The 24365-nt window shown below is 52.9% G+C and carries 21 protein-coding genes; all 21 read left to right on the top strand.

Features of this window, described 5'->3' with window-relative positions:
• The first annotated feature begins 410 nt into the window (after nt 1-410).
• The 21 genes from U0026_RS08455 (at nt 411) to galF (ending at nt 24294) form a co-directional block, all read left to right on the top strand.
• Nucleotides 411-1544 carry a polysaccharide export protein gene (locus tag U0026_RS08455; RefSeq protein ID WP_062778664.1) on the top strand — a complete coding sequence of 378 codons (1134 nt, stop codon included), beginning with the start codon at nt 411-413 and terminating at the stop codon, nt 1542-1544.
• A 5-nt stretch (nt 1545-1549) separates the two neighbouring features.
• Nucleotides 1550-1993: a low molecular weight protein-tyrosine-phosphatase Wzb gene (gene wzb, locus U0026_RS08460; RefSeq protein ID WP_062778662.1), complete on the top strand. Its 444-nt coding sequence runs from the start codon at nt 1550-1552 to the stop codon at nt 1991-1993.
• Nucleotides 1994-1995: 2 nt separating this feature from the next.
• Entirely contained in the window at nt 1996-4158 is a 2163-nt protein-coding gene (gene wzc, locus U0026_RS08465; protein WP_062778661.1) for a tyrosine-protein kinase Wzc, read from the top strand.
• Nucleotides 4159-4323: 165 nt separating this feature from the next.
• Nucleotides 4324-5166: a colanic acid biosynthesis glycosyltransferase WcaA gene (gene wcaA, locus U0026_RS08470; protein WP_062778659.1), complete on the top strand. Its 843-nt coding sequence runs from the start codon at nt 4324-4326 to the stop codon at nt 5164-5166.
• A gap of 2 nt (nt 5167-5168) precedes the next feature.
• Nucleotides 5169-5657 carry a colanic acid biosynthesis acetyltransferase WcaB gene (wcaB, locus tag U0026_RS08475; protein ID WP_126441000.1) on the top strand — a complete coding sequence of 163 codons (489 nt, stop codon included), beginning with the start codon at nt 5169-5171 and terminating at the stop codon, nt 5655-5657.
• Nucleotides 5654-6871: a colanic acid biosynthesis glycosyltransferase WcaC gene (gene wcaC, locus U0026_RS08480; RefSeq protein ID WP_062778655.1), complete on the top strand. Its 1218-nt coding sequence runs from the start codon at nt 5654-5656 to the stop codon at nt 6869-6871. The genes wcaB and wcaC overlap by 4 nt, the downstream gene beginning before the upstream one ends.
• Nucleotides 6846-8069 (top strand): colanic acid polymerase WcaD, encoded by a 1224-nt coding sequence (gene wcaD / locus U0026_RS08485; protein WP_062778653.1) that lies wholly within the window; start codon nt 6846-6848, stop codon nt 8067-8069. The genes wcaC and wcaD overlap by 26 nt, the downstream gene beginning before the upstream one ends.
• A gap of 8 nt (nt 8070-8077) precedes the next feature.
• Complete coding sequence (gene wcaE / locus U0026_RS08490; protein ID WP_062778651.1) at nt 8078-8824, top strand: colanic acid biosynthesis glycosyltransferase WcaE; 747 nt, start codon at nt 8078-8080, stop codon at nt 8822-8824.
• Between the two features lie 9 nt (nt 8825-8833).
• Nucleotides 8834-9376, top strand: coding sequence for a colanic acid biosynthesis acetyltransferase WcaF (wcaF, locus tag U0026_RS08495; protein ID WP_062778649.1), 543 nt, complete (start codon nt 8834-8836; stop codon nt 9374-9376).
• A 222-nt stretch (nt 9377-9598) separates the two neighbouring features.
• The gene (gene gmd / locus U0026_RS08500; protein ID WP_062778647.1) at nt 9599-10720 is read left to right on the top strand and encodes a GDP-mannose 4,6-dehydratase; all 1122 of its coding nucleotides are present in this window, start codon (nt 9599-9601) and stop codon (nt 10718-10720) included.
• Between the two features lie 3 nt (nt 10721-10723).
• Nucleotides 10724-11689, top strand: coding sequence for a GDP-L-fucose synthase (gene fcl / locus U0026_RS08505; RefSeq protein ID WP_062778645.1), 966 nt, complete (start codon nt 10724-10726; stop codon nt 11687-11689).
• Between the two features lie 3 nt (nt 11690-11692).
• The gene (locus tag U0026_RS08510) at nt 11693-12172 is read left to right on the top strand and encodes a GDP-mannose mannosyl hydrolase (protein WP_126440680.1); all 480 of its coding nucleotides are present in this window, start codon (nt 11693-11695) and stop codon (nt 12170-12172) included.
• Entirely contained in the window at nt 12169-13392 is a 1224-nt protein-coding gene (gene wcaI, locus U0026_RS08515; protein ID WP_062778344.1) for a colanic acid biosynthesis fucosyltransferase WcaI, read from the top strand. Before U0026_RS08510 ends, wcaI begins: the two co-directional genes overlap by 4 nt.
• A gap of 3 nt (nt 13393-13395) precedes the next feature.
• The gene (gene cpsB / locus U0026_RS08520; RefSeq protein WP_062778342.1) at nt 13396-14832 is read left to right on the top strand and encodes a mannose-1-phosphate guanyltransferase; all 1437 of its coding nucleotides are present in this window, start codon (nt 13396-13398) and stop codon (nt 14830-14832) included.
• A gap of 151 nt (nt 14833-14983) precedes the next feature.
• Nucleotides 14984-16354 carry a colanic acid biosynthesis phosphomannomutase CpsG gene (cpsG, locus tag U0026_RS08525; protein WP_062778341.1) on the top strand — a complete coding sequence of 457 codons (1371 nt, stop codon included), beginning with the start codon at nt 14984-14986 and terminating at the stop codon, nt 16352-16354.
• An 86-nt stretch (nt 16355-16440) separates the two neighbouring features.
• A complete protein-coding gene (gene wcaJ / locus U0026_RS08530) occupies nt 16441-17835 on the top strand; it encodes an undecaprenyl-phosphate glucose phosphotransferase (protein ID WP_062778339.1) in 1395 nt (464 codons plus the stop codon).
• A 9-nt stretch (nt 17836-17844) separates the two neighbouring features.
• On the top strand, nt 17845-19326 hold the full coding sequence (locus U0026_RS08535; protein WP_062778337.1) for an MOP flippase family protein: 1482 nt from the start codon (nt 17845-17847) through the stop codon (nt 19324-19326).
• A 30-nt stretch (nt 19327-19356) separates the two neighbouring features.
• Complete coding sequence (gene wcaK, locus U0026_RS08540; protein WP_062778335.1) at nt 19357-20637, top strand: colanic acid biosynthesis pyruvyl transferase WcaK; 1281 nt, start codon at nt 19357-19359, stop codon at nt 20635-20637.
• Nucleotides 20634-21857 (top strand): colanic acid biosynthesis glycosyltransferase WcaL, encoded by a 1224-nt coding sequence (gene wcaL / locus U0026_RS08545; RefSeq protein WP_062778333.1) that lies wholly within the window; start codon nt 20634-20636, stop codon nt 21855-21857. The genes wcaK and wcaL overlap by 4 nt, the downstream gene beginning before the upstream one ends.
• A 6-nt stretch (nt 21858-21863) precedes the next feature.
• Nucleotides 21864-23276: a colanic acid biosynthesis protein WcaM gene (gene wcaM / locus U0026_RS08550; protein WP_241973965.1), complete on the top strand. Its 1413-nt coding sequence runs from the start codon at nt 21864-21866 to the stop codon at nt 23274-23276.
• A gap of 124 nt (nt 23277-23400) precedes the next feature.
• Nucleotides 23401-24294 carry a UTP--glucose-1-phosphate uridylyltransferase GalF gene (gene galF / locus U0026_RS08555; protein ID WP_062778330.1) on the top strand — a complete coding sequence of 298 codons (894 nt, stop codon included), beginning with the start codon at nt 23401-23403 and terminating at the stop codon, nt 24292-24294.
• Nucleotides 24295-24365: the final 71 nt, after the last annotated feature.

The raw sequence follows: 24365 nt of genomic DNA on the forward strand, positions 1-24365 counted from the left end.
TTTTAATCCAGCCTTACCTTGCCTGTCATTCACTTAGCTGCAACAATTCTTCCGGTACTGAATGGAAGGGATAATTGTGCTTGTCATAAAACACCCCAATGGCAAGAGCCTTCTTTTAAATATATCCAGGAATAATCCATATTCATTTGTGGAACGATTCCGTCTTACATAACAATATGATTTTAAGGTGAATTGGTAGCTGAAAGCCAAGGGCGGTAGCGTGTCTGAAGGCATGAGGCAAAGTCTCGATTATTCTGTCAATAGCCTGCGGATGAATCCAATCTTTTTTAGGATATATGCCAGTTAAGTTCGCCATAAAATAAAATCATGGTGAATGTTCGGGTAATCAAATGGTACGGATTAATTTAATTCGCACAGGATAATTTTTCTGCCAAAGTGATAAATAATCAATGATGAAATCCAAAATAAAATTGATGCCATTATTGGTGTCGGTAAGCTTGATGAGTGGTTGCACCATACTTCCAGGCAGCAATATGTCTACCTACGGAAAAGATGTGATTAAGCAGCAGGATGCTGATTATGATATTGGCCGAATGGTGAATGTTTATCCGCTGACCCCGCGACTGATTGAACAATTACGCCCACGTCCTAACGTCGCGCAACCCAACATGTCGCTGGATCAGGAGTTAAGCAATTACCAGTATCGCGTGGGTTCCGGCGACGTGCTCAACGTCACCGTCTGGGATCACCCGGAACTGACGACCCCGGCAGGCCAGTATCGTAGTTCCAGCGATACCGGTAACTGGGTACAGCCTGACGGCAGCATTTTCTATCCTTACATTGGTAAGGTGCAGGTCAAAGGGCGCACGCTGTCCGAAATCCGTCAGACCATAACCCAGCGTCTGGCGGCCTACATCACCGATCCCCAGGTGGATGTTAACGTCGCGGCTTTCCGCTCGCAAAAAGTCTATGTCTCAGGGCAGGTCAATAAATCGGGCCAGCAGGCGATCACCAACGTTCCGCTTACCGTACTGGATGCGCTGAATTCCGCAGGCGGCCTGGGCGAACTGGCCGACTGGCGTAATGTGGTGCTGACGCACGACGGTAAAGAACAGCGTATCTCGGTGCAGGCGCTGATGCAAAATGGCGATCTCAGCCAAAACCGTCTGCTCTATCCTGGCGACATTCTGTTTGTACCGCGCAACGACGACCTGAAAGTGTTTGTGATGGGCGAAGTGAAAAAACAGAGCACGCTCAAAATGGACTTCAGCGGTATGACGCTGACCGAAGCGCTTGGCCAGGCGGAAGGTATCGACCTGACGACTTCAGACGCCAGCGGCATCTTCGTTATCCGCCCAACCAAAGAGGGCAACAGCGGCAAGATGGCCAACATCTACCAGCTGGATATGTCTGATGCGACCTCGCTGGTGATGGCGACCAACTTTATCCTCCAGCCGTATGACGTGGTTTACGTCACGACCGCACCGGTTTCTCGCTGGAACCGTCTGATCAACCAACTGTTGCCGACCATCAGTGGCGTTCGCTACATGACCGACTCGGCGAAAGACATTCATACCTGGTAACCGTCATGTTTAACAAAATTCTTGTGGTTTGCGTGGGGAACATTTGCCGTTCCCCAACGGCTGAACGCCTGCTAAGAAATCATCTGCCGTCATTGACCGTTGAGTCAGCAGGTTTAGGCGCGTTGGTTGGAAAATCCGCGGATGAACGCGCTGTAAGCGTTGCCGCGGTGCACGATATTTCGCTGGACGGTCATTGTGCACGGCAACTCTCCGGCCGGATGTGCCGGGAGTATGACCTGATTCTGGCGATGGAAAAACGGCATGTCGCCAGCCTGCATGAAATGGCACCAGAGATGCGCGGCAAAGTCATGCTTTTTGGGCACTGGGATAACGAACGAGAAATACCCGATCCGTATCGCAAAAGCCGTGAAGCGTTTGAAGCGGTGTACCAGTTACTCGACAGGTCTGCCAGCCAGTGGGCGCAGGCGCTGAAAGCTCAGCAGGGATAACCATGACAGATAAAACAAGACAGATAAGCGCACCCGCCTCGGGCGGGGATGAAATTGATATTGGCCGTTTGGTCGGTACCGTGGTTGAGGCGAAGTGGTGGGTACTGGGCATCACCGCGCTGTTTGCCGTTGGGGCCATTATCTACACCCTGTTTGCTACGCCGATATACAGTGCGGATGCGCTGGTACGTATCGAGCAAAATCAAGGCAGTGCGCTGGTGCAGGATATCAGCAACGCGCTTGCCAGCAAGCCGCCAGCTTCCGAAGCTGAAATTCAGATGATTACCTCGCGTCTGGTGCTGGGGAAAACCGTAGATGACTTGGATCTCGATATCGCGGTTAGCAAGAATACGCTCCCTATCATTGGCGCTGGCTGGGAACGGCTGATGGGGCGGCAAAACGAAACGGTTAAGGTCACCACCTTTAACCGTCCAGCCTCAATGGCGGAAAGCGTCTTTACGTTGGAGGTGCTGAGTCGAACGACCTATCGCCTGAGCAACGGCGACGGCTTTAGTGCCGAGGGTAAAGTGGGGGAGGGGCTCAATAAAAGCGGCGTGTCTTTGCTGGTTGCGGGCATTGCCGCACAAGAAGGGGCCAACTTTACGGTCACTAAATACTCGACGCTTGGGATGATTAACACCCTGCAAAACAGCCTCAGCGTAACCGAGGATGGTAAAGACTCTGGCGTGTTGACCCTGAATATGGTCGGCGAAGACAAAGATAAAATTCGCGACATTCTCAACAGTATCGCCCGTAACTACGTGGCACAAAACGTGGCGCGCAAATCGGAAGAGGCTGCGAAGAGTCTGGAATTCCTGGAAGTGCAGTTGCCGCAGGTACGTAGCCAACTGGATGTCGCCGAAAACAAACTGAACGCCTACCGTCAGCAAAAAGATTCCGTTGACCTGCCGCTGGAAGCGAAGTCGGTACTCGACTCAATGGTCAACATTGATGCGCAATTAAATGAGTTGACCTTCCGTGAAGCCGAAATATCCAAACTCTATACCCGCATCCACCCGGCGTACCGGACGCTGCTGGAAAAACGCCGGGCGCTGGAAGAAGAGAAATCGAAGCTGAGCCAGCGTGTGACGGCGATGCCGAAAACCCAGCAGGAGATCGTGCGTCTAACCCGTGATGTTGAATCGGGTCAACAGGTCTATATGCAATTGCTGAATAAACAGCAGGAGTTGAAGATCAACAAAGCCAGCACCGTGGGTGATGTGCGTATCGTTGACCCGGCGATTACCCAGCCGGGAATGGTGAAGCCGAAGAAAGCGCTGATTATTCTGGGCAGTATTATTCTCGGCCTGATGCTGTCCATTGTCGGTGTCTTGCTACGCTCGCTGTTCAATCGCGGTATTGAAAGCCCGCTGGTGCTGGAAGAGCACGGTATTAATGTGTATGCCAGCATTCCGCTGTCCGAATGGCAGAAATCCCACGACAGCGTCAAAAGCGTTAACGGCGTGAAACGCTATAAACAAAGCCAACTGCTGGCGGTGGGGAATCCTACCGACCTGGCAATCGAAGCCATCCGTAGCCTGCGCACCAGTTTGCATTTCGCCATGATGCAGGCAGAAAACAACGTGCTGATGATGACCGGGGTGAGCCCGTCAATTGGTAAAACGTTTGTCTGCGCTAACCTCGCGGCGGTGATAAGCCAGACCCACAAGCGCGTACTGATGATCGACTGCGATATGCGCAAAGGCTATTCCCACGAACTCCTCGGCACTACCAATGAAAATGGTTTGTCCGATGTGCTGGTGGGGAAAGCGACTATTGAGAGCAGCGCAAAACGCACCTCGATTGCTAATTTTGACCTGATCCCGCGTGGGCAAATCCCACCTAATCCTTCTGAACTTCTGATGAGCGAACGTTTTAGCGAATTGCTGAAGTGGGGCTCGGCGAACTATGACCTGGTACTTATCGATACGCCGCCGATTCTGGCCGTGACCGATGCCGCCATCGTCGGCCGCCATGCCGGTACGTCGCTGATGGTGGCGCGTTATGCGGTGAACACGCTTAAAGAAGTGGAGACTAGCCTCGGTCGCTTTGAGCAAAACGGCATTACGGTGAAAGGGGTGATTTTGAACTCTATCTTCCGCCGTGCGACCGGTTATCAGGATTATGGCTACTACGAGTACGAATATCAGTCGGATTCGAAATAAAAAAATCCCCTCACCCTAACCCTCTCCCCAAAGGGGCGAGGGAACTGTTCGGTACTCACCCTCCCTATGGTGAAAGGGAACGCTCGGTTTTCTCCCTCGCCCCTTTGGGGAGAGGGCCGGGGTGAGGGGAGACCTCAAGCTCAACCGCTTATTCGGAGACACCTAATGACAACAAACAACCCGTTGATCTCCATCTATATGCCGACCTGGAATCGACAACAGCTGGCGATCCGTGCCATCAAATCGGTTCTGCGCCAGGATTATCCCCATTGGGAAATGATCATCGTCGATGACTGCTCCAGCAGCTTTGAACAGCTTCAGCAGTATATTGACGACCTTGGCGATGCCCGCGTGCAGTACACCCGTAATGACTTTAATTCAGGCGCTTGCGCGGTGCGAAACCAGGCTATTTTACGCGCGCATGGACAGTTTATTACTGGTATCGATGATGATGACGAATGGACGCCCAATCGCCTGTCTGTGTTTCTCGAACATCAACAGCAACTGACCAGTCATGCGTTTTTATACGCCAATGACTATGTGTGCGAAGGTGAAGTGTACTCACAGCCAGCAAGCTTGCCGCTGTATCCGAAATCACCGTTTTCACGCCAGCTGTTTTACAAACGTAATATCGTCGGTAATCAGGTGTTTAGCTGGGCATGGCGCTTTAAAGAGAGCCTGTTTGATACCGAACTGAAAGCGGCGCAGGACTATGACATTTTCCTGCGAATGGTGGTGGCCTACGGGGAACCGTGGAAAATTGACGCGGCAACGCAAATTTTGCACATCAATCACGGCGAAATGCAGATCACCTCATCGCCGAAAAAATTCTCCGGCTACTTCAGCTTTTACCGCAAACACAAAGCCAAATTCGACCGTGCCAGCAAGAAGTACCAGCTGTATACGCTCTATCAGATTCGCAACAAGCACATGACCTGGAAAACGTTCCTGACGCTGCTGTCGGTACGCAACGGGAAACGCTGGGTGGACGGATTACGGAGCAAATGATGCTGCTGGAAGATTTACGCGCTAACAGCTGGAGCCTGCGCCCATGCTGCATGGTCACAGCCTATCGCATTGCTCATTTCTGCTCGGTATGGCGCAAAAAAAATGTGTTGAACAATCTGTGGGCAGCGCCGGTTCTGGTGCTGTACCGCATTATCACCGAATGCTTTTTCGGCTATGAAATTCAGGCGGCGGCGACGATTGGCCGACGCTTCACCATCCACCACGGCTATGCGGTAGTTATCAATAAAAACGTCGTGGCAGGCGATGACCTGACGATTCGCCACGGTATCACATTGGGTAATCGTGGCCCGAATAGCCTCGCTTGCCCCATGTTAGGTAACAACGTTGAACTCGGGGCAAACGTGGTGATTATCGGCGGCGTGACCGTGGGAAATAACGTTACGGTCGGCGCGGGCAGCGTCGTACTCGACGATATCCCTGATAACGCGCTGGTGGTGGGTGAAAAAGCGCGAGTGAAGGTAATTAAATGAATATTCTGCAATTTAACGTTCGCCTTGCCGAAGGTGGCGCGGCGGGTGTCGCGCTGGACTTACACCAGCGAGCGCTGCGTCAGGGGATGAATTCTACCTTTATCTACGGTTACGGTAAGGGGGGTAAAAAAAGTGTCAGCCACGACCGTTACCCGCAGGTGGTGAAACAGACCACCCGGCTGACATCGGTGGCGAACCTGGCGCTGTTTCGCCTGTTTAATCGCGATCTCTTTGGCAACCTCAATAATCTCTACCGCCAGGTCACGCGTCTTGAGGGGCCAGTCGTGCTGCACTTTCATGTGATGCACAGCTACTGGCTGAATCTGGCTGATATCGTGCATTTTTGCGAGCGCGTTAAGGCGCATAAAAGTGACGTGACCTTTATCTGGACGCTGCATGACCACTGGAGCGTAACTGGACGCTGCGCCTTTTTAGACGGCTGCGAAGGCTGGAAAAGTCACTGCCAGAAATGCCCGACCTTAAATAACTATCCGCCGGTAAAAGTGGACAGGGCACACAGCCTGGTCGATGAAAAACGCCAGCTATTCCGCCAGATGCTGGCGCTGGGATGCCGCTTTATCTCACCCAGTCAGCATGTCGCAGATGCTTTCAATAGCCTTTACGGCGCCGGACGCTGCCAGATTATCAACAACGGCATTGATGTGGCGACCGAATCGATTCTGGCAGAGCTAACCCCCATCAAGGCAACGGCAGCACGACCTAAAATTGCCGTGGTGGCGCACGACCTGCGCTATGACGGTAAAACCAACCAGCAACTGGTGCGCGATATCATTGCTCTGGGTGACAAAGTGGAAATCCACACCTTCGGTAAGTTCTCACCGTTTGAGGGGAGCAACGTGGTTAACCACGGTTTCCTCACCGATAAGTACCAGTTGATGAGTGAACTTAACCCGCTGGATGCGCTGCTGTTTAGTTCCAGAGTCGATAACTATCCGCTGATCCTTTGCGAGGCGCTGTCGATTGGCGTCCCGGTGATTGCTACCCACAGTGAAGCGGCGAAAGAAGTGCTGGAAAAATCGGGCGGCCGTACGGTTGACGACGCGGACGTGCTGGCGCTGGTGCAGCGACCAAAAGCTGAAATCGCCCAGGCGGTATTTGGCACTACGCTGGAAACATTTAGTGCGCGTAGCCGCAAGGCTTATAGCGGGCAGCAGATGCTGGAGGAATATGTCTCGTTCTATCAGAGTCTGTAGCTACCTGCTGCTGCCGTTAATCTACCTATTGGTTAACGTGAAACTGGCGCAGCTCGGCGAGAGTTTTCCTATCACCATTGTGACTTTCCTGCCGCTGCTGCTGTTACTGTTTGTTGAGCGCATCAATCTTAAAAAGCTGATGATTGCCCTCGGGTTGGGCGTGGGGCTGACGCTGTTTAACTACGTGTTTGGTCAGTCGCTGGACCCGAGTAAATACGTCACTTCAACGATGCTGTTTGTCTACATCGTGATAATCATTGGTATGGTCTGGAGCATTCGCTTCAAAACGATTTCTCCCCATAACCACCGTAAGATCCTGCGCTTCTTCTACGTGGTGATTACCATTATTGTGCTGCTGGCCGCCCTTGAAATGGCACAGATTATTCTGTTTGGCGGCAGTAGTCTGATTGAGATAATTTCGAAATATCTTATATACAGTAATAGCTATGTACTGAATTTCATCAAATTCGGTGGCAAACGTACCACCGCGCTCTATTTTGAACCGGCATTCTTCGCTCTGGCATTAATCTCAATTTGGCTTTGTATCAAACAGTTTGGTATCAAAACCCCGAAGTCTGATGCTATGATTCTGGCAGGGATAATTCTTTCTGGTTCGTTCTCTGGGGTGATGACATTTATTTTGTTTTACCTTCTGGAGTGGGCGTTTCAGTATTTGAATAAAGAGGCCATCAAGAAGAAATTACCGTTGGCGATTATTTCACTAGGCGTTTTTTTAGTCGGTTTGGTTTTCGCTTTCCCGTATATTGCAACGCGCCTTGGCGACCTTGGAACAGAAGGTTCATCATCGTATTACCGCATTATCGGTCCGTTAGTGATGGTCGGTTATTCATTAACCAGCGTTGATGGGGTGATTCGTTTCGGTTCTCTTTACGAATATGTTGCATCATTCGGAATATTTAACGGTGCGGATGTCGGAAAAACCATAGACAATGGTCTGTATCTGTTAATGATATATTTTTCATGGTTTGCCGTAATATTGACTGCCGGTTATCTGTATTACGTATTTAAACTGTTCGTTAACGCTTTTGGGAATAATCGCAATTTCGCCGTGCAGTTGTATCTTTTCACGCCGATATCATTATTTTTTACCGGTTCGATATTTAGCCCGGAATATGCGTTTTTAATTGTTTGTCCATTTATTCTGCGTAAAGCATTGAATATTGCCGACAGCAGATGAGGTGAAACATGTTGTTAAGCGTGATTACCGTAGCCTTTAAGAACTACGAAGGTGTGGTGAAAACCTGGCGTTCACTGGCGCATCTGGCGGGCGACCCTAGCCTGAGCTTTGAGTGGATTGTGGTAGACGGCGGTTCGCAAGATGGCACGGCGGAATTTCTCGAAAAACGTAATGGGCAGTACCAGTTACGTTACGTCAGCGAGCCCGATAAGGGTCTGTACGATGCGATGAATAAAGGCATTCGCATGGCGCAGGGGAAATTTGTGTTGTTCCTCAATTCGGGTGACAGTTTCCACCCGGATGTCGCGCAGTTTGTCCGCCAGCTTCGCGGGCAGAAAGATAACGCGATGTTTCTCGGAGACGCAATGCTGGACTTTGGCGATGGCAACCAGATTCGCCGTAGCGCCAAGCAGGGTTGGTATATTTACCACAGTCTTCCGGCCAGCCATCAGGCTATTTTCTTCCCGCTGCGTGGGCTGAAAGATTATCCGTATGATGTTCAGTATCGCGTGTCATCGGACTATGCGTTAACCGCCAGAATGTATAAATCAGGTTATGGATTTAAGCGTATTAAAGGGCTGGTATCTGAGTTTTCGATGGGCGGTGTGTCAACCACTAATAATCTGCAATTATGTCAGGATGCCAAAAAAGTGCAGCAAGAAATATTGCGCATGCCAGCGCTGCTGACAGAATTATCTTATTTATTACGCCTGCGAACAACCGGTAAAACCAAGGCGCTGTATAACAAGGCCTAAGGAAATACGATGCAGGAATTATCCGGCTTTACGGTGCCAAAAGGATTTCGCGGCGCTGGTGCTATTAAAGTCCAGCTATGGTGGGCAGTACAGGCCACATTATTTGCCTGGTCACCGCAGATACTCTATCGCTGGCGTGCATTTTTATTACGCTTGTTTGGCGCAAAAATAGGAAAAAACGTAGTGATTCGCCCGTCGGTGAAAATTACCTACCCGTGGAAATTGACTATTGGTGATTATGCCTGGGTGGGGGATGACGCGGTGTTATACACCCTCGGTGATATTACCCTTGGTGCAAATTCTGTGGTATCGCAGAAGTGTTATTTATGCACCGGCAGTCACGATTATCAAAGCGCGCATTTTGATATTAATGCCGCGCCGATTGTGGTCGGTGAAAAATGTTGGCTGGCAACGGATGTTTTTATTGCACCCGGCATAACGATTGGTGACGGCACGATTGTTGGTGCACGCAGCAGCGTTTTTAAATCGCTACCGGCAAGCAGCGTTTGCCGTGGCAATCCCGCAACGGTGGTGCGGGCGCGGGAGAGTTGAGATTTTGCCCCTCACCCCGGCCCTCTCCCCAAAGGGGCAAGGGAGAAAACCGAACGGCCACCTTTTCTCCTTTGGGGCAAGGGAGAAAACCGAACGGCCACCTTTTCTCCTTTGGAGTAAGGGAGAAAACCGGACTGTCCCCTCTCCCCTTTGGGGAGAGGGCTAGGGTGAGGGGAAAACCCCGCATTACTGCTAAATCCTAATAAACGAAGGAAATAAATTATGTCGAAAGTCGCACTCATTACCGGCGTAACCGGGCAGGATGGTTCATACCTGGCAGAGCTTTTGCTGGAAAAAGGCTATGAAGTTCACGGGATTAAGCGTCGTGCTTCTTCCTTTAATACCGAACGTGTCGATCACATCTATCAGGATCCGCACACCAGCAACCCGAAATTTCACCTGCACTATGGCGATTTGACCGACAGCTCCAACCTGACGCGTATTCTGCAGGAAGTGCAGCCTGATGAGGTCTACAACCTCGGCGCCATGAGCCACGTGGCGGTATCGTTCGAATCCCCGGAATATACCGCTGATGTGGATGCGATGGGCACACTGCGTCTGCTGGAAGCCATCCGCTTCTTAGGTCTGGAGAAGAAAACCCGTTTCTATCAGGCGTCGACTTCTGAGCTGTACGGCCTGGTGCAGGAAATTCCGCAGAAAGAAACCACCCCGTTCTACCCGCGCTCACCGTATGCGGTCGCCAAGCTGTACGCCTACTGGATAACCGTCAACTACCGTGAATCCTATGGTATGTACGCCTGTAACGGAATCCTGTTTAACCATGAGTCTCCGCGCCGTGGCGAAACCTTCGTGACCCGTAAAATCACCCGCGCGATTGCCAATATCGCCCAGGGTCTGGAGAAGTGCCTGTATCTGGGCAACATGGACTCACTGCGTGACTGGGGCCATGCCAAAGACTACGTCAAAATGCAGTGGATGATGCTGCAACAAGAGCAGCCGGAAGATTTCGTGATTGCCACCGGCGTGCAGTACTCCGTACGTCAGTTCGTCGAAATGGCCGCCGCTCAGTTGGGTATCAAACTGCGCTTTGAAGGTACCGGCGTGGAAGAGAAGGGCATTGTGGTATCCGTCACCGGTCATGATGCGCCGGGCGTGAAGCCGGGCGATGTGATGGTTGCCGTCGATCCGCGCTACTTCCGTCCTGCCGAAGTGGAAACTCTGCTCGGTGACCCAACCAAAGCCCACGAGAAACTGGGATGGAAGCCGGAAATCACCCTGCAGGAGATGGTCTCCGAAATGGTCGCGAAAGATCTGGAAGCGGCGAAGAAACACTCATTGCTGAAGTCCCACGGTTACGAAGTGGCGATTGCGCTGGAGTCTTAAGTTATGACCCGACAACGTATTTTTGTGGCGGGCCACCGGGGAATGGTGGGTTCAGCCATCGTTCGCCAGCTTGAACAGCGTGGCGATGTCGATTTAGTGGTACGTCACCGCGACGAGCTTAACCTGCTGGACAGCCGCGAGGTGAATGATTTCTTCGCCCGCGAAAACATCGACCAGGTGTATCTGGCGGCGGCGAAGGTGGGCGGTATTGTCGCCAACAACACCTTCCCGGCGGATTTCATCTACGAGAATATGATGATTGAGAGCAACATTATTCACGCGGCGCATAGCCACAATGTGAATAAGCTGCTGTTCCTCGGCTCATCATGTATCTATCCGAAGATGGCTAACCAGCCGATGCACGAAAGCGAACTGTTACAGGGGACGCTGGAACCGACTAACGAACCGTATGCGATAGCCAAAATCGCCGGTATCAAACTGTGTGAGTCATACAACCGTCAGCATAACCGCGACTACCGTTCGGTGATGCCGACCAATCTGTATGGGCCAAACGACAACTTCCACCCGAGCAATTCACATGTGATCCCGGCGCTCTTACGCCGCTTCCATGAGGCGGCACAGCGAAATGCAGCGGATGTGGTGGTGTGGGGCAGCGGTACGCCGATGCGTGAATTCTTGCACGTGGATGATATGGCTGCGGCCAGTATCCATGTGATGGAACTGGATCGCAGCGTCTGGCTTGAGAATACCCAGCCGATGCTGTCGCACATCAATGTCGGTACCGGCGTTGACTGCACCATCCGCGAACTGGCGCAGACGTTGGCCAAGGTAGTGGGCTTTACCGGGCGGGTGGTATTTGATGCGACCAAGCCGGACGGCACGCCGCGCAAGCTGCTGGATGTCTCGCGTCTGCATCAACTGGGCTGGTATCACGAAATTTCGCTGGAAGCCGGTCTTGCCAGCACCTACCAGTGGTTTTTAGAAAACCAGCAACGCTTTCGGGGGTAACCGATGTTTCTGAGCCAGCAAGCTTTTGCCACCGTGGTGGAATCGACGCCGCTTATCTCCATCGATCTGATTGTTGAGAATGAGCAGGGTGAGATTCTACTGGGCAAACGTACCAACCGCCCCGCCCAGGGATACTGGTTTGTCCCAGGCGGACGGGTACAAAAAGATGAATCGCTGGCCGACGCGTTTGCCCGCCTGACCGAAGCTGAACTGGGGCTGAGCCTGCCGATAACGGCGGGCCACTTCCACGGCGTCTGGCAGCATTTTTATGACGATAACTTCTCCGGCGAGCATTTTTCGACTCACTATATCGTGCTGGCGTTTCGTGTGCAGGTGAAGGCCGAGGCTCTCACGCCGCCAACCGAGCAGCACAATGATTATCGTTGGCTGAGTCCGAAAACGCTGCTGGATGACGACACCGTTCATGACAACAGCCGTAACTACTTCCGGGTGGAGAAAATGGCCGAGGTACCGGGCTTATGAAAATCCTGGTGTACGGCATTAACTATTCGCCGGAGCTGACCGGTATCGGCAAATACACCGGTGAAATGGTGGAGTGGATGACGCAGCAGGGGCACGAGGTGCGGGTGATTACCGCACCGCCGTACTACCCGGAGTGGCAGGTTGGCGTGAACTACTCGGCCTGGCGCTATCGTCGGGAAGAGGGGGCAGCCACGGTGTGGCGCTGCCCGCTGTACGTGCCGAAACAACCGTCGACCATCAAACGTCTGCTTCACCTCAGCAGCTTTGCGGTAAGCAGTTTCTTCCCACTCATGGCGCAGCGAAGCTGGAAGCCCGATCGCATCATCGGGGTGGTGCCGACGCTGTTTTGCACCCCGGGAATGCGCCTGCTGGCGAAACTCTCCGGTTCGCGCACGTTGCTGCATATTCAGGATTATGAAGTGGACGCCATGCTCGGCCTGGGAATGGCCGGGAAAGGCAAGTCAGGCAGTGTGGCAAAACTGGCGAGCGCCTTTGAGCGTAGCGCCCTGCACAACGTGGATAACGTTTCCACCATTTCGCGCTCAATGATGAAAAAAGCCTGCGAAAAAGGCGTGCCGATGGAAAAGGTAATTTTCTTCCCAAACTGGTCGGAAGTTTCCCGTTTCCGTGATGTATCGGAAACCCTGATCATCGCTCTACGCCAGCGTCTGGGCTTGCCAGAAGATCGCAAACTGATTCTCTATTCCGGCAATATCGGAGAAAAACAGGGACTGGAGAGCGTGATTGACGCCGCCGACCAGCTCCGCCATCAGCCCTGGTTATTTGTGATTGTCGGCCAGGGGGGGGGTAAAGCGCGGCTGGAAAAAATGGCCGCCGAACGTGGCCTGGATAATGTGAAATTCCTGCCGCTGCAATCCTATGAAGATTTACCCGCTCTGCTGGCGATGGGTGACTGCCATCTGGTTATCCAAAAGCGCGGTGCGGCGGATGCCGTCTTGCCTTCCAAGCTGACCAATATTCTGGCGGTCGGCGGTAACGCGGTGATAACCGCTGAAGCCGAAACCGAGCTGGGCCAGTTGTGTCAGGACAATCCGGGTATTGCGGTTTGCGTGACACCTGAATCGGTTCCGTCACTGGTGGAAGGGATTGAACGCGCGTTGATGATGCCAAAACAGAATGTTATCGCCCGCGCCTGGGCCGAACGCACGCTCGATAAAGAGCATGTTCTTGAACAATTTATGACAGATATTCGGGGTTAAACGATGAGTCAATCTACGCTTTTCCCGGTCGTGATGGCCGGAGGGTCGGGCAGCCGCCTGTGGCCGTTGTCCCGAGTGCTTTACCCAAAACAGTTCCTTTGTTTGAAAGGGGATTTGACCATGCTTCAGGCGACGGTGAATCGTCTGGACGGCGTGAAGTGTGCAAGCCCGGTGGTTATCTGTAATGAAGAACACCGTTTTATCGTTGCTGAGCAACTGCGCCAGCTCAACAAGCTGACGGAAAATATTATCCTCGAACCTGCGGGGCGTAATACCGCCCCAGCGATTGCGCTGGCCGCTCTGGCCGCCAAACGACGCGAGCCGGATAACGATCCACTGATGCTGGTACTCGCAGCGGATCACGTGATTCAGAATGAAGAAGCCTTCCGCGCTGCGGTACGAGAAGCCACGCCGTATGCCGAAAGCGGCAAGCTGGTGACCTTCGGTATCGTGCCGTCGGTTCCCGAAACCGGCTATGGCTATATTCGTCGCGGCGAAGTGAGCCCTGGCGTTGACGATACGCTGGCTTTCGAAGTGGCGCAGTTCGTTGAAAAACCGAATCTTGATACCGCTCAGGCCTACGTTGCCTGCGGGGAATATTACTGGAACAGCGGTATGTTCTTGTTCCGCGCGGGCCGTTATCTGGAAGAATTGGGCAAATATCGCCCGGATATCCTCAGCGCCTGTGAAAAAGCGATGGATGTTACCGACCCGGATCTCGACTTTATCCGCGTTAACGAAGCCGCGTTTATGAGCTGTCCGGATGAGTCTATCGACTACGCGGTAATGGAACAGACCCATGATGCCGTTGTGGTGCCGATGGATGCGGGCTGGAGCGATGTAGGCTCGTGGTCATCACTTTGGGAGATCAGCCAACACACGCCAGAAGGTAATGTCCATCACGGTGATGTTATCAGCCATAAAACTGAGAACAGCTATGTGTATGCCGAGTCGGGATTGGTGACCACCGTTGGGGTAAAGGATTTGGTGGTGGTGCAAACCAAAGACGCGGTGCTTATCGCCGATCGCAACGCGGTGCAGGACGTGAAAAAAGTGGTCGAAAAGATTAAGGCCGATGGTCGTCACGAACACCATATTCACCGGGAAGTCTACCGTCCGTGGGGTAAGTATGACTCTATCGATGCGGGCGACCGTTATCAGGTGAAACGCATCACCGTGAAGCCGGGCGAAGGACTGTCACTGCAAATGCATCACCACCGAGCGGAACACTGGATTGTGGTTGCGGGTACCGCCAAAGTGACCCTCAATGATGAAATCAAACTGCTGGGCGAAAATGAGTCTATCTACATTCCGCTTGGCGTCACCCACTGCCTCGAAAACCCGGGGAAAATCCCGCTCGACCTGATTGAGGTGCGTTCTGGCACCTATCTGGAAGAGGACGATGTGGTGCGATTCGCCGACCGTTATGGGCGAGTGTAGCGCCAATTCGGTAGGCCGGATAAGCGCAGCGCCATCCGGCAAATAGTCGACTCGGTAGGTGGAATAAGCAAAGCCCCCTCCGACAAATCACAAACGTTGAAAATTGGCCGTCATGGTCAGGGCCAACTGTTGCCTGAAGAAAGGTAAAAACATGAATAAGTTAACCTGTTTTAAAGCCTACGATATTCGCGGCAAGCTGGGCGAAGAGCTCAATGAAGATATTGCGTGGCGCATTGGCCGCGCTTACGGCGAATACCTGAAACCGAAAACCATTGTGCTGGGGGGCGATGTGCGCCTGACCAGTGAAGCGCTGAAAATGGCGTTGGCAGGCGGTCTGCGTGATGCGGGCGTCGACGTGCTGGATATTGGTCTTTCTGGTACAGAGGAGATCTACTTCGCCACGTTCCACCTCGGCGTAGATGGCGGTGTTGAAGTGACGGCCAGCCATAATCCGATGGATTACAACGGTATGAAGCTGGTGCGCGAAGGCGCACGTCCGATCAGTGGTGACACCGGCCTGCGTGATATTCAGCGTCTGGCGGAGGCCAATGACTTCCCGCAGGTCGTTGAAGACCAGCGCGGAAGCTATCAGCAAATCGACGTACAAGACGCGTATATCCAGCACTTACTGGGCTATATCGACGTCAAAAACCTGACGCCGCTGAAGCTGGTGGTGAACTCCGGTAACGGTGCCGCTGGCCCGGTGATTGATGCGCTGGAAGCGCGCTTTAAAGCGCTTAATGTTCCGGTGAGCTTAATTAAAGTCCACAACACCCCGGACGGGACGTTCCCGCACGGTATTCCGAATCCGCTGCTGCCGGAGTGCCGAGATGATACGCGTGACGCGGTTATCAAATACGGTGCCGATATGGGCATAGCCTTCGACGGCGATTTTGACCGCTGCTTCTTGTTTGACGAAAAAGGCCAGTTTATTGAGGGCTACTACATTGTCGGCCTGCTGGCAGAAGCGTTCCTCGAGAAGAACCCGGGCGCGCGCATTATTCATGACCCGCGTTTGTCCTGGAACACCGTGGATGTGGTGACGGCGGCGGGCGGTACACCGGTGATGTCGAAAACAGGGCACGCGTTCATTAAAGAACGGATGCGCCAGGACGATGCGGTGTATGGCGGCGAGATGAGTGCCCATCACTACTTCCGCGACTTTGCTTACTGCGACAGCGGCATGATCCCGTGGCTACTGGTCAGTGAACTGCTGTGCCTGAAGGGGAAAACCCTGGGTGAGCTGGTGCGCGACCGTATGGCGGCATTCCCGGCAAGCGGGGAAATCAACAGCAAACTGGCTGAACCGACGGCGGCGATTGCTCGCGTTGAAGCGCATTTTGCGGGTAGCGCACTGGAGATTGACCGCACCGATGGTATCAGCCTGGCGTTTGCTGACTGGCGCTTTAACCTGCGTTCTTCTAACACCGAACCGGTGGTGCGGTTGAACGTGGAGTCACGCGGAAATTCGCCGCTGATGCAGGCGCGAACGCAGGACATTCTGGCGTTACTTAATCAGTAATTATTCCCCCCCTCACCCCGGCCCTCGCCCCTTTGGGGAGAGGGCCGGGGTGAGGGGGGGAGGAAAACTACACAATAGGACCGACGATGACGACTCTAAAAAAGCGCGAGCGAGCCAAAACGAATGCATCGTTAATCTCAATGGTGCAGCGTTTTTCAGACATCACCATCATGCTTGGTGGTCTTTGGCTGGTTTGTCAGGCCATCTCGCTGCCGTTTTTGTACCTGCATCTGCTGATGGCGCTGGTCACGCTGGCGGTGTTTCAGATGATTGGCGGTATCACTGATTTTTACCGCTCATGGCGTGGTGTACGGATAACGACGGAACTGCTGCTGCTATTGCAAAACTGGACGCTCAGTCTGGTATTTGCCGCAGGCTTACTGGCGTTCAATGACGACTTTAGTACCAACTTTGGTATCTGGCTGGCGTGGTATTTGCTCAGCACAGTCGGCATGCTCGCCAGCCGCGCCTTTATCCGTTATGGCGCGGGCATGCTGCGTCATCGCGGTTATAACACTCGCTACGTGGCGGTAGCGGGCGATATGCCGGAAGGCCAGGAGCTACTGGACAGTTTCCGCAACCAGCCGTGGCTGGGGTATGAAGTGGTTGGCTGTTATTACGATGCGAAACCGGGCGGCGTGAGTGCGGATTGGATGGGAAATCTTGAGCAGCTTCGTGATGACGCTCGTGCTGGCAAGATTCATAACGTCTACATCTCCATGGCCATGCAGGAAGAGGGGGAGATCAAAACGCTGGTGCGCTCTCTTGCTGACACCACCTGTTCAGTGCTGCTGATCCCTGACGTGTTCACCTTCAATATCCTGCATTCACGTGTCGAAGTGGTTAACGGTATCCCGGTCGTCCCGCTATATGACACGCCGCTTTCCGGGGTGAATCGTCTTATTAAAAGGCTGGAAGATATTGTGCTGGCGCTGTGCATTTTACTGCTGATTTCACCGGCACTGTGCTGTATCGCGCTGGCGGTCAAAATCAGTTCGCCTGGGCCAATCATTTTCCGCCAGACCCGCTACGGCATGGACGGTAAACCTATCAAGGTGTGGAAATTTCGCTCCATGAAGGTGATGGAGAATGACAGGGTGGTGACGCAGGCGACACAGAACGACCCACGAGTGACGCGCGTTGGCAACTTCCTGCGTCGTACTTCGCTTGATGAATTGCCGCAGTTTATCAATGTTCTCACCGGCGGGATGTCGATAGTTGGCCCGCGTCCACACGCGGTGGCGCATAACGAGCAGTATCGTCAGTTGATTGAAGGCTACATGCTGCGCCACAAAGTGAAACCCGGCATTACCGGCTGGGCGCAGATCAACGGCTGGCGCGGTGAAACCGACACGCTGGAAAAAATGGAAAAGCGTATCGAGTTCGATCTCGAATATATCCGTGAATGGAGCCTGTGGCTCGATATCAGAATCGTCTTCCTGACGGTGTTCAAAGGCTTTGTCAACAAAGCAGCCTATTGAGGAAGTGACATGGGCCTGAGAGAAAAAACCATCAGCGGCGCGAAATGGTCGGCGATGGCGACTATCGTGATTATTGGACTGGGGCTGGCACAAATGACCGTGCTGGCACGCTTGTTCGACGGTCATCAGTTTGGTCTATTGACCGTCTCGCTGGTGATTATTGCGCTGGCGGATACGCTGTCGGACTTTGGTATTGCCAACTCGATTATTCAGCGTAAGCAAATCAGCCATCTGGAGCTGACCACCCTCTACTGGCTGAATGTGGGGCTGGGGTTGGTGGTGTGCGCTGCGGTGTATCTGCTGAGCGATACCATCGCTAATGGGCTGCATAACCCCGATTTGGCGCCGCTTATCAAGACGTTATCGCTGGCGTTTGTGTTGATTCCCCACGGCCAGCAGTTCCGGGCGTTGATGCAAAAGGAGCTGGAGTTCAACAAAATCGGCTCGATTGAAACCGCGGCCGTACTGTCTGGGTTCACATTTACCGTCATCAGCGCGTGCTACTGGCCGCTGGCGATGACGGCTATTCTGGGATATCTGGTCAATAGTGCGGTACGTACGCTGCTGTTTGGTTACTTTGGCCGCAAAATTTACCGTCCGGGGCTACATTTCTCACTGGCTACCGTGGTCCCTAACCTGCGTTTTGGGGCGTGGCTGACCGCTGACAGTATCGTTAACTACATCAATACCAACCTCTCAACGCTGACGCTGGCGCGCATTCTCGGGGCCAGCGTCGCCGGTGGCTATAACCTCGCTTACAACGTAGCGGTGGTGCCACCGATGAAGCTCAATCCGATTATTACCCGCGTGTTGTTCCCGGCGTTTGCCAAGATTCAGGACGATACCGACAAGCTGCGGGTAAATTTCTACAAATTGTTGTCGGTGGTGGGGATTATCAACTTCCCGGCGCTGCTGGGACTGATGGTAGTCAGCAACAACTTTGTGCCGCTGGTGTTTGGTGAAAAGTGGCTGCACATCGTGCCTATCCTGCAACTGCTGTGCGTGGTGGGTCTGCTGCGCTCGGTCGGCAACCCGATTGGCTCGCTGCTGATGGCGAAAGCGCGGGTTGATATCAGCTTTAAATTCAACGTGTTTAAAACCTTCCTGTTTATTCCGGCGGTGATTATCGGCGGGCAGCTTGGTGGGGCGATTGGCGTCACGCTGGGCTTCTTGCTGGTGCAAATCATCAACACCATTCTCAGCTACTTCGTGATGATTAAACCGATTCTGGGGCCGAGCTACCGCGACTACCTGCTGAGCCTATGGCTGCCGCTGCGACTATCGCTGCCAACGCTGGTGGTGAGTTATGCCGTCGGTCGGCTGCTGGAAGGCAGCGTCTCGCTGTCGTTGCTATTGGGATTGCAGGTCCTGGCGGGCGTGCTTAGCTTCGCGCTGGTTGTCGTGTTGTCCCGCAATAGCCTGTTGATTGAACTTAAAAAAACGCTCTGTCGGAGCGAAAAATTGAAAACGTTATTACGCGTTCCTAATTGATTTGCTTGAAACCCTTTTGATGAGGCCATGATGAAATTATTAATTTTAGGCAACCACACCTGCGGTAACCGTGGCGATAGCGCCATTATGCGTGGGCTGCTTGATGCGATTGTTCGCCAGCAACCGGACGTTGAGATGGATGTGATGAGCCGTTTCCCGACCAGTTCCTCCTGGCTGCAAGGACGCGAAATAATGGCCGATCCGCTGTACCAGTTAAGCCAAAAACAGCAGGCGGCACCGGGCGTGAGTGGACGCGTAAAGAAGGTGCTGCGTCGTCGCTTCCAGCACAAGATCCTGCTGGCGAAGGTCACCGGCGAAGGTAAGCTGCGCAACTTTGAAATCGCGCCAGAGTTTCATGACTTTGTGCGTTTTCTGGGTAACTACGATGCCATCATTCAGGTGGGCGGGTCGAACTACGTCGATCTCTATGGTTTGACCCACTTTGAATATCCGCTGTGCGCCTTTATGGCCAATAAGCCCATTTACATGATTGGTCACAGCGTCGGGCCGTTCCAGAACCCGGACTTTAACCAACTGGCGAACTACACCTTTGGGCGCACCAATGCGTTGATTCTGCGTGAAACCGTCAGTCGCGAACTGATGGTAAAGGCGCAGATTGATACCAGCAAAGTGGAGCAGGGTGTGGATACTGCGTGGCTAGTAGAGCACCGTAACGACAGTTTTGAGGCCAGTTATGCGGTACAGCATTGGCTGAATCTGACCGCACAGCGCAAAACCGTTGCCATTACCCTGCGCGAACTGGAGCCGTTCGATAAACGTCTGGGTACCACCCAACAGGCGTATGAAAAAGCCTTTGCCGAGGTGGTGAATCGCATGATTGATGACGGCTACCAGGTGCTGGCGCTCTCCACCTGTACCAGCATTGACCGCTATAATCGCGACGATCGCATGGTTGCTCTGCGCATGTCGCAGTACGTGAAAAATCGTGAACATTTCCATATTGCTATGGACGAACTCAACGATGTGGAGATTGGTAAAATCCTTGCCTCTTGCGCGCTGACCATCGGCACTCGCCTGCACTCTGCCATCATCTCGATGAACTTTGGCACCCCGGCTATCGCCATTAACTACGAGCACAAATCTGCCGGCATCATGCAGCAGTTGGGAATGCCGGAGATGGCTATCGACATTCGTCACCTGCTAGACGGTTCAATGCAGGGCGTAGTGGCCGATATCTTAAATCAGCTGCCCGCGCTTGGTGAACGTGTGGCGACGGCGGTAGAAGGTGAGCGCCAGAAAGGATTTACTATGATTGAATCGGTACTTAACCGCATCCGGGAGGGCCGATGAAAGTCAGCTTTTTCCTGCTGAAATTCCCATTATCGTCAGAAACGTTTGTCTTAAACCAGATTGTGGCGTTTATCGAGATGGGTTATGAAGTGGAGATTGTCGCCTTGCAAAAAGGCGACCTGACCAACACCCATGCGGCCTATACCCAATATCAACTGGCGGATAAAGTCCGCTGGTTGCAGGATGAGCCGCCGAGTGCGCTGGCTAAACTGCGCTATCGCGGGTTTAGTACGCTGCGTGGGCTTCATCGTCCTGCGGTGTGGCGGGCGCTGAACGCCCGTCGTTATGGCCAGGAAGCGCGTAACCTGATCCTCTCCTCAATTTGTAGTCGCACGCCATCGCCGATTACCTCTGATGTGTTTATCGCCCACTTCGGCCCGGCCGGGGTGACGGCGGCGAAGCTGCGTGAACTGGACGTGATTCGCGGCAAAATCGCTACCGTGTTCCACGGAATTGATATCTCCAGCCGTGAAGTGCTCGATCACTACCGCGGTGAGTATCAGCAACTGTTTCGCCGTGGCGATATGATGTTGCCGATTAGCCAGCTATGGGCTGATCGCCTGAAAACGATGGGCTGTCCGGGGGAAAAAATCACTGTCTCCCGGATGGGCGTCAATATGGAACGTTTCGCGCAGCGCCCCCTGAAGGCACCGAATGCGTGCCTGCAAATTATCTCGGTTGCTCGTTTGACCGAGAAGAAGGGGCTGCATGTGGCGATTGAAGCCTGTCGTCAGTTGAAAGCGCAGGGCGTGAATTTCCGTTACCGCATTCTGGGGATTGGGCCGTGGGAGCGGCGTCTACGTACTCTCATTGAACAGTATCAACTGGAAGACCGGATAGAGATGCCCGGTTTTAAGCCCAGTCATGAAGTGAAAGCGATGCTCGATGACGCCGACGTGTTCCTGCTGCCTTCTATTACCGGGGCGGATGGCGATATGGAAGGGATTCCGGTGGCGCTGATGGAGGCCATGGCGGTGGGCATCCCGGTGCTATCTACCGTTCACAGCGGTATCCCTGAACTTATCGACTCTGGTGATTCCGGCTGGCTGGTGGCGGAGAACGATGCCGAGGCGCTAGCCAATAAACTGCGGCTATTGGGAAGTATGGATGAACAGGGGCTTCAGCCGGTGGTGACGCGCGCACGTAAAAAAGTCGAAACCGATTTTAATCAGCAGCTTATTAACCGGCAGCTCGCCAGTCTGCTGCACACGCTTTGCTAAGGAGGCTTGATGCATACCTTAACCCGACGTTATTTCCTGACGGCAGGCGCAACGCTTGCCGCTGCACTGCCCGTTCTTCCTGTCGCTGCCGCACGCGCAGCGGCAGGAAAGAGCACGACGGCCGATATTCGCGATTTTGTGGATAACGGTGATTGGATCCGCGCATTTAATGAGGCGTTTCGCCAGGCTGATAGCGTGACCGTGCCCGCAGAGGTCATCTGCGATAATATCAACACGGCAATTACCCTGCCGCCGGGAAAAACGCTGCACGTGGCTGGTAGCCTGAAAGGCAATGGCCGGGGACGCTTTATTTTACAAAAAGGGTGCCAGATTATTGGCAGCGGCGCGGCAAGCTTATACAACATCACCCTTGATGTGCGCGGGGGGGATTGCACTATCGCCGGCCTGACGATGAGCGGTTACGGCCCGGTGACGCAGATTTTTATCGGCGGCAAAGACAAACGTCAGATGCGTAACCTCACGATTACTCGCCTGACTATCACCAAAGCCAATTACGGCATTCTCCGCCAGGGGTTCCACAACCAGTGGGTTGACGTCAATATTACCCATTGCCACTTCAGCTACCTGCAGGGCGACGCTATCGAGTGGAACGTGGCGATTAATGACCGCAACATCCTGATCTCCGATCATGTTATTGACCATATCGACTGTACCAACGGTAAGGTGAATTGGGGTATCGGCATTGGACTTGCGGGCAGCACATACGATAATGGCTATCCGGAAGAGCAGGCGGTCAAAAACTTTGTCGTCGCCAATATCACCGGGAGTAACTGTCGCCAGCTGGTACATGTGGAGAATGGAAAGCATTTTATCATCCGCAATGTCAAGGCCAGCAATATTACGCCGGACTTCAGTAAGAAGGCGGGAATAGATAACGCAACGGTAGCAATATATGGGTGTGATAATTTTGTTATTGATGGTGTCGATATGGTTAATAGCGCGGGAATGCTTATTGGCTACGGTGTTATCAAAGGGAACTATTTGTCGATCCCGCAGAATTTCCGATTAAATAATATACAGCTTGATAATAGCAAGCTGGCCTATAAGGTCCGGGGTATCCAGATTTCATCAGGCAATAATCCTTCATTCGTTTCTATCACCAACCTCACTATGAAGCACGCATCACTGGAGATTCATAATAAACCTCAGCACTTTTTCTTACGTAATATCAATGTAATGCAAGAGTCAGCGCGCGGGCCAGCGCTACAAATCAACTTTGACATGCGTAAAGACGTTCGTGGAAAGTTCATGGCGCGTGATGACACGCTGCTGTCGCTGGCGAACGTCACCGCAGTGAACGAGAAAGGGCAGTCATCGGTGGATATTGACCATATCGATCAACAGGTTGTCAACACTGAGCGTCTAAACTTTGCGCTGCCGCAGCGTGGAGTACGATAATTTACGTCATTCTCAGACAACACCCCGAGATCTAGCCTACCCGAATCAGTAATATGACAAAACAAAGTGGATTAAACACGGTTAATCGCTATAATTCAGCAACCGAATATAGGTGGACAAGATAATGGTTAATTTGAAAGCAGTCATTCCGGTAGCGGGTTTGGGTATGAATATGTTACCCGCCACAAAGGCAATCCCTAAAGAGATGCTGCCGATCGTCGATAAGCCAATGATTCAATACATCGTTGACGAAGTGGTTGCTGCTGGTATCAAAGAAATCGTTCTGGTGACCCACGCATCAAAAAACTCTGTGGAAAACCACTTCGACACCTCGTATGAACTTGAAGCGCTGCTCGAAATGCGCGTGAAACGTCAGCTTCTGGCGGAAGTTCAGGCTATCTGTCCACCGGGTGTTACCATCATGAACGTCCGTCAGGCCCAACCGCTGGGTCTGGGACACTCAATCCTTTGCGCGCAGCCCATTGTTGGCAACAACCCGTTTGTGGTTGTCCTGCCAGACATCGTTCTGGATAACGCGTCTGCAGATCCGCTTCGTTACAACCTTGCTGCCATGGTCGCGCGTTTCAATGAGACCGGCCGTAGCCAGGTGTTGGCTAAACGTATGCCGGGTGACCTGTCTGAATACTCTGTGATCAAAACCAAAGATCCTTTGGATGCCGAAGGTAAAGTCAGCCGTATTGTTGATTTTATCGAAAAACCGGATCAGCCACAGGAACTGGACTCCGATTTGATGGCGGTAGGGCGTTATGTGCTTGCGGCTGATATCTGGGAAGAGCTTGCGAAAACCGTGCCTGGCGCATGGGGCCGTATTCAACTGACCGATGCGATTGCGGAACTGGCTAAAAAACAGTCGGTTGATGCGATGCTGATGACGGGCGAGAGCTACGACTGCGGGAAGAAGATGGGGTATATGCAGGCGTTTGTGCAGTATGGGTTACGGAATTTGAAGGATGGGGCTAAGTTCCGGAAAGGGATTGAGCAGATGCTGACAGACTAAGAATATCGGCACAATTTTATAGTACTCAGATGAGCAAAAAACGACAGATGAAATAATGGTACTGAACACTC

Source organism: Kluyvera intermedia, from assembly GCF_034424175.1.
Lineage (GTDB): Bacteria > Pseudomonadota > Gammaproteobacteria > Enterobacterales > Enterobacteriaceae > Kluyvera > Kluyvera intermedia.

What these genes read in the sequence shown, in the direction of transcription:
- cpsG (WP_062778341.1), top strand. Translation starts at nt 14,984, where the DNA reads ATGAATAAGTTAACCTGTTTTAAAGCCTACGATATTCGCGGCAAGCTG.
- wzc (WP_062778661.1), top strand. Translation starts at nt 1,996, where the DNA reads ATGACAGATAAAACAAGACAGATAAGCGCACCCGCCTCGGGCGGGGAT.
- wcaC (WP_062778655.1), top strand. Translation starts at nt 5,654, where the DNA reads ATGAATATTCTGCAATTTAACGTTCGCCTTGCCGAAGGTGGCGCGGCG.
- wcaD (WP_062778653.1), top strand. Translation starts at nt 6,846, where the DNA reads ATGTCTCGTTCTATCAGAGTCTGTAGCTACCTGCTGCTGCCGTTAATC.
- fcl (WP_062778645.1), top strand. Translation starts at nt 10,724, where the DNA reads ATGACCCGACAACGTATTTTTGTGGCGGGCCACCGGGGAATGGTGGGT.
- cpsB (WP_062778342.1), top strand. Translation starts at nt 13,396, where the DNA reads ATGAGTCAATCTACGCTTTTCCCGGTCGTGATGGCCGGAGGGTCGGGC.
- wcaI (WP_062778344.1), top strand. Translation starts at nt 12,169, where the DNA reads ATGAAAATCCTGGTGTACGGCATTAACTATTCGCCGGAGCTGACCGGT.
- wcaJ (WP_062778339.1), top strand. Translation starts at nt 16,441, where the DNA reads ATGACGACTCTAAAAAAGCGCGAGCGAGCCAAAACGAATGCATCGTTA.
- U0026_RS08455 (WP_062778664.1), top strand. Translation starts at nt 411, where the DNA reads ATGATGAAATCCAAAATAAAATTGATGCCATTATTGGTGTCGGTAAGC.
- U0026_RS08510 (WP_126440680.1), top strand. Translation starts at nt 11,693, where the DNA reads ATGTTTCTGAGCCAGCAAGCTTTTGCCACCGTGGTGGAATCGACGCCG.
- wcaK (WP_062778335.1), top strand. Translation starts at nt 19,357, where the DNA reads ATGAAATTATTAATTTTAGGCAACCACACCTGCGGTAACCGTGGCGAT.
- gmd (WP_062778647.1), top strand. Translation starts at nt 9,599, where the DNA reads ATGTCGAAAGTCGCACTCATTACCGGCGTAACCGGGCAGGATGGTTCA.
- wcaL (WP_062778333.1), top strand. Translation starts at nt 20,634, where the DNA reads ATGAAAGTCAGCTTTTTCCTGCTGAAATTCCCATTATCGTCAGAAACG.
- U0026_RS08535 (WP_062778337.1), top strand. Translation starts at nt 17,845, where the DNA reads ATGGGCCTGAGAGAAAAAACCATCAGCGGCGCGAAATGGTCGGCGATG.
- wzb (WP_062778662.1), top strand. Translation starts at nt 1,550, where the DNA reads ATGTTTAACAAAATTCTTGTGGTTTGCGTGGGGAACATTTGCCGTTCC.
- galF (WP_062778330.1), top strand. Translation starts at nt 23,401, where the DNA reads ATGGTTAATTTGAAAGCAGTCATTCCGGTAGCGGGTTTGGGTATGAAT.
- wcaF (WP_062778649.1), top strand. Translation starts at nt 8,834, where the DNA reads ATGCAGGAATTATCCGGCTTTACGGTGCCAAAAGGATTTCGCGGCGCT.
- wcaE (WP_062778651.1), top strand. Translation starts at nt 8,078, where the DNA reads ATGTTGTTAAGCGTGATTACCGTAGCCTTTAAGAACTACGAAGGTGTG.
- wcaA (WP_062778659.1), top strand. Translation starts at nt 4,324, where the DNA reads ATGACAACAAACAACCCGTTGATCTCCATCTATATGCCGACCTGGAAT.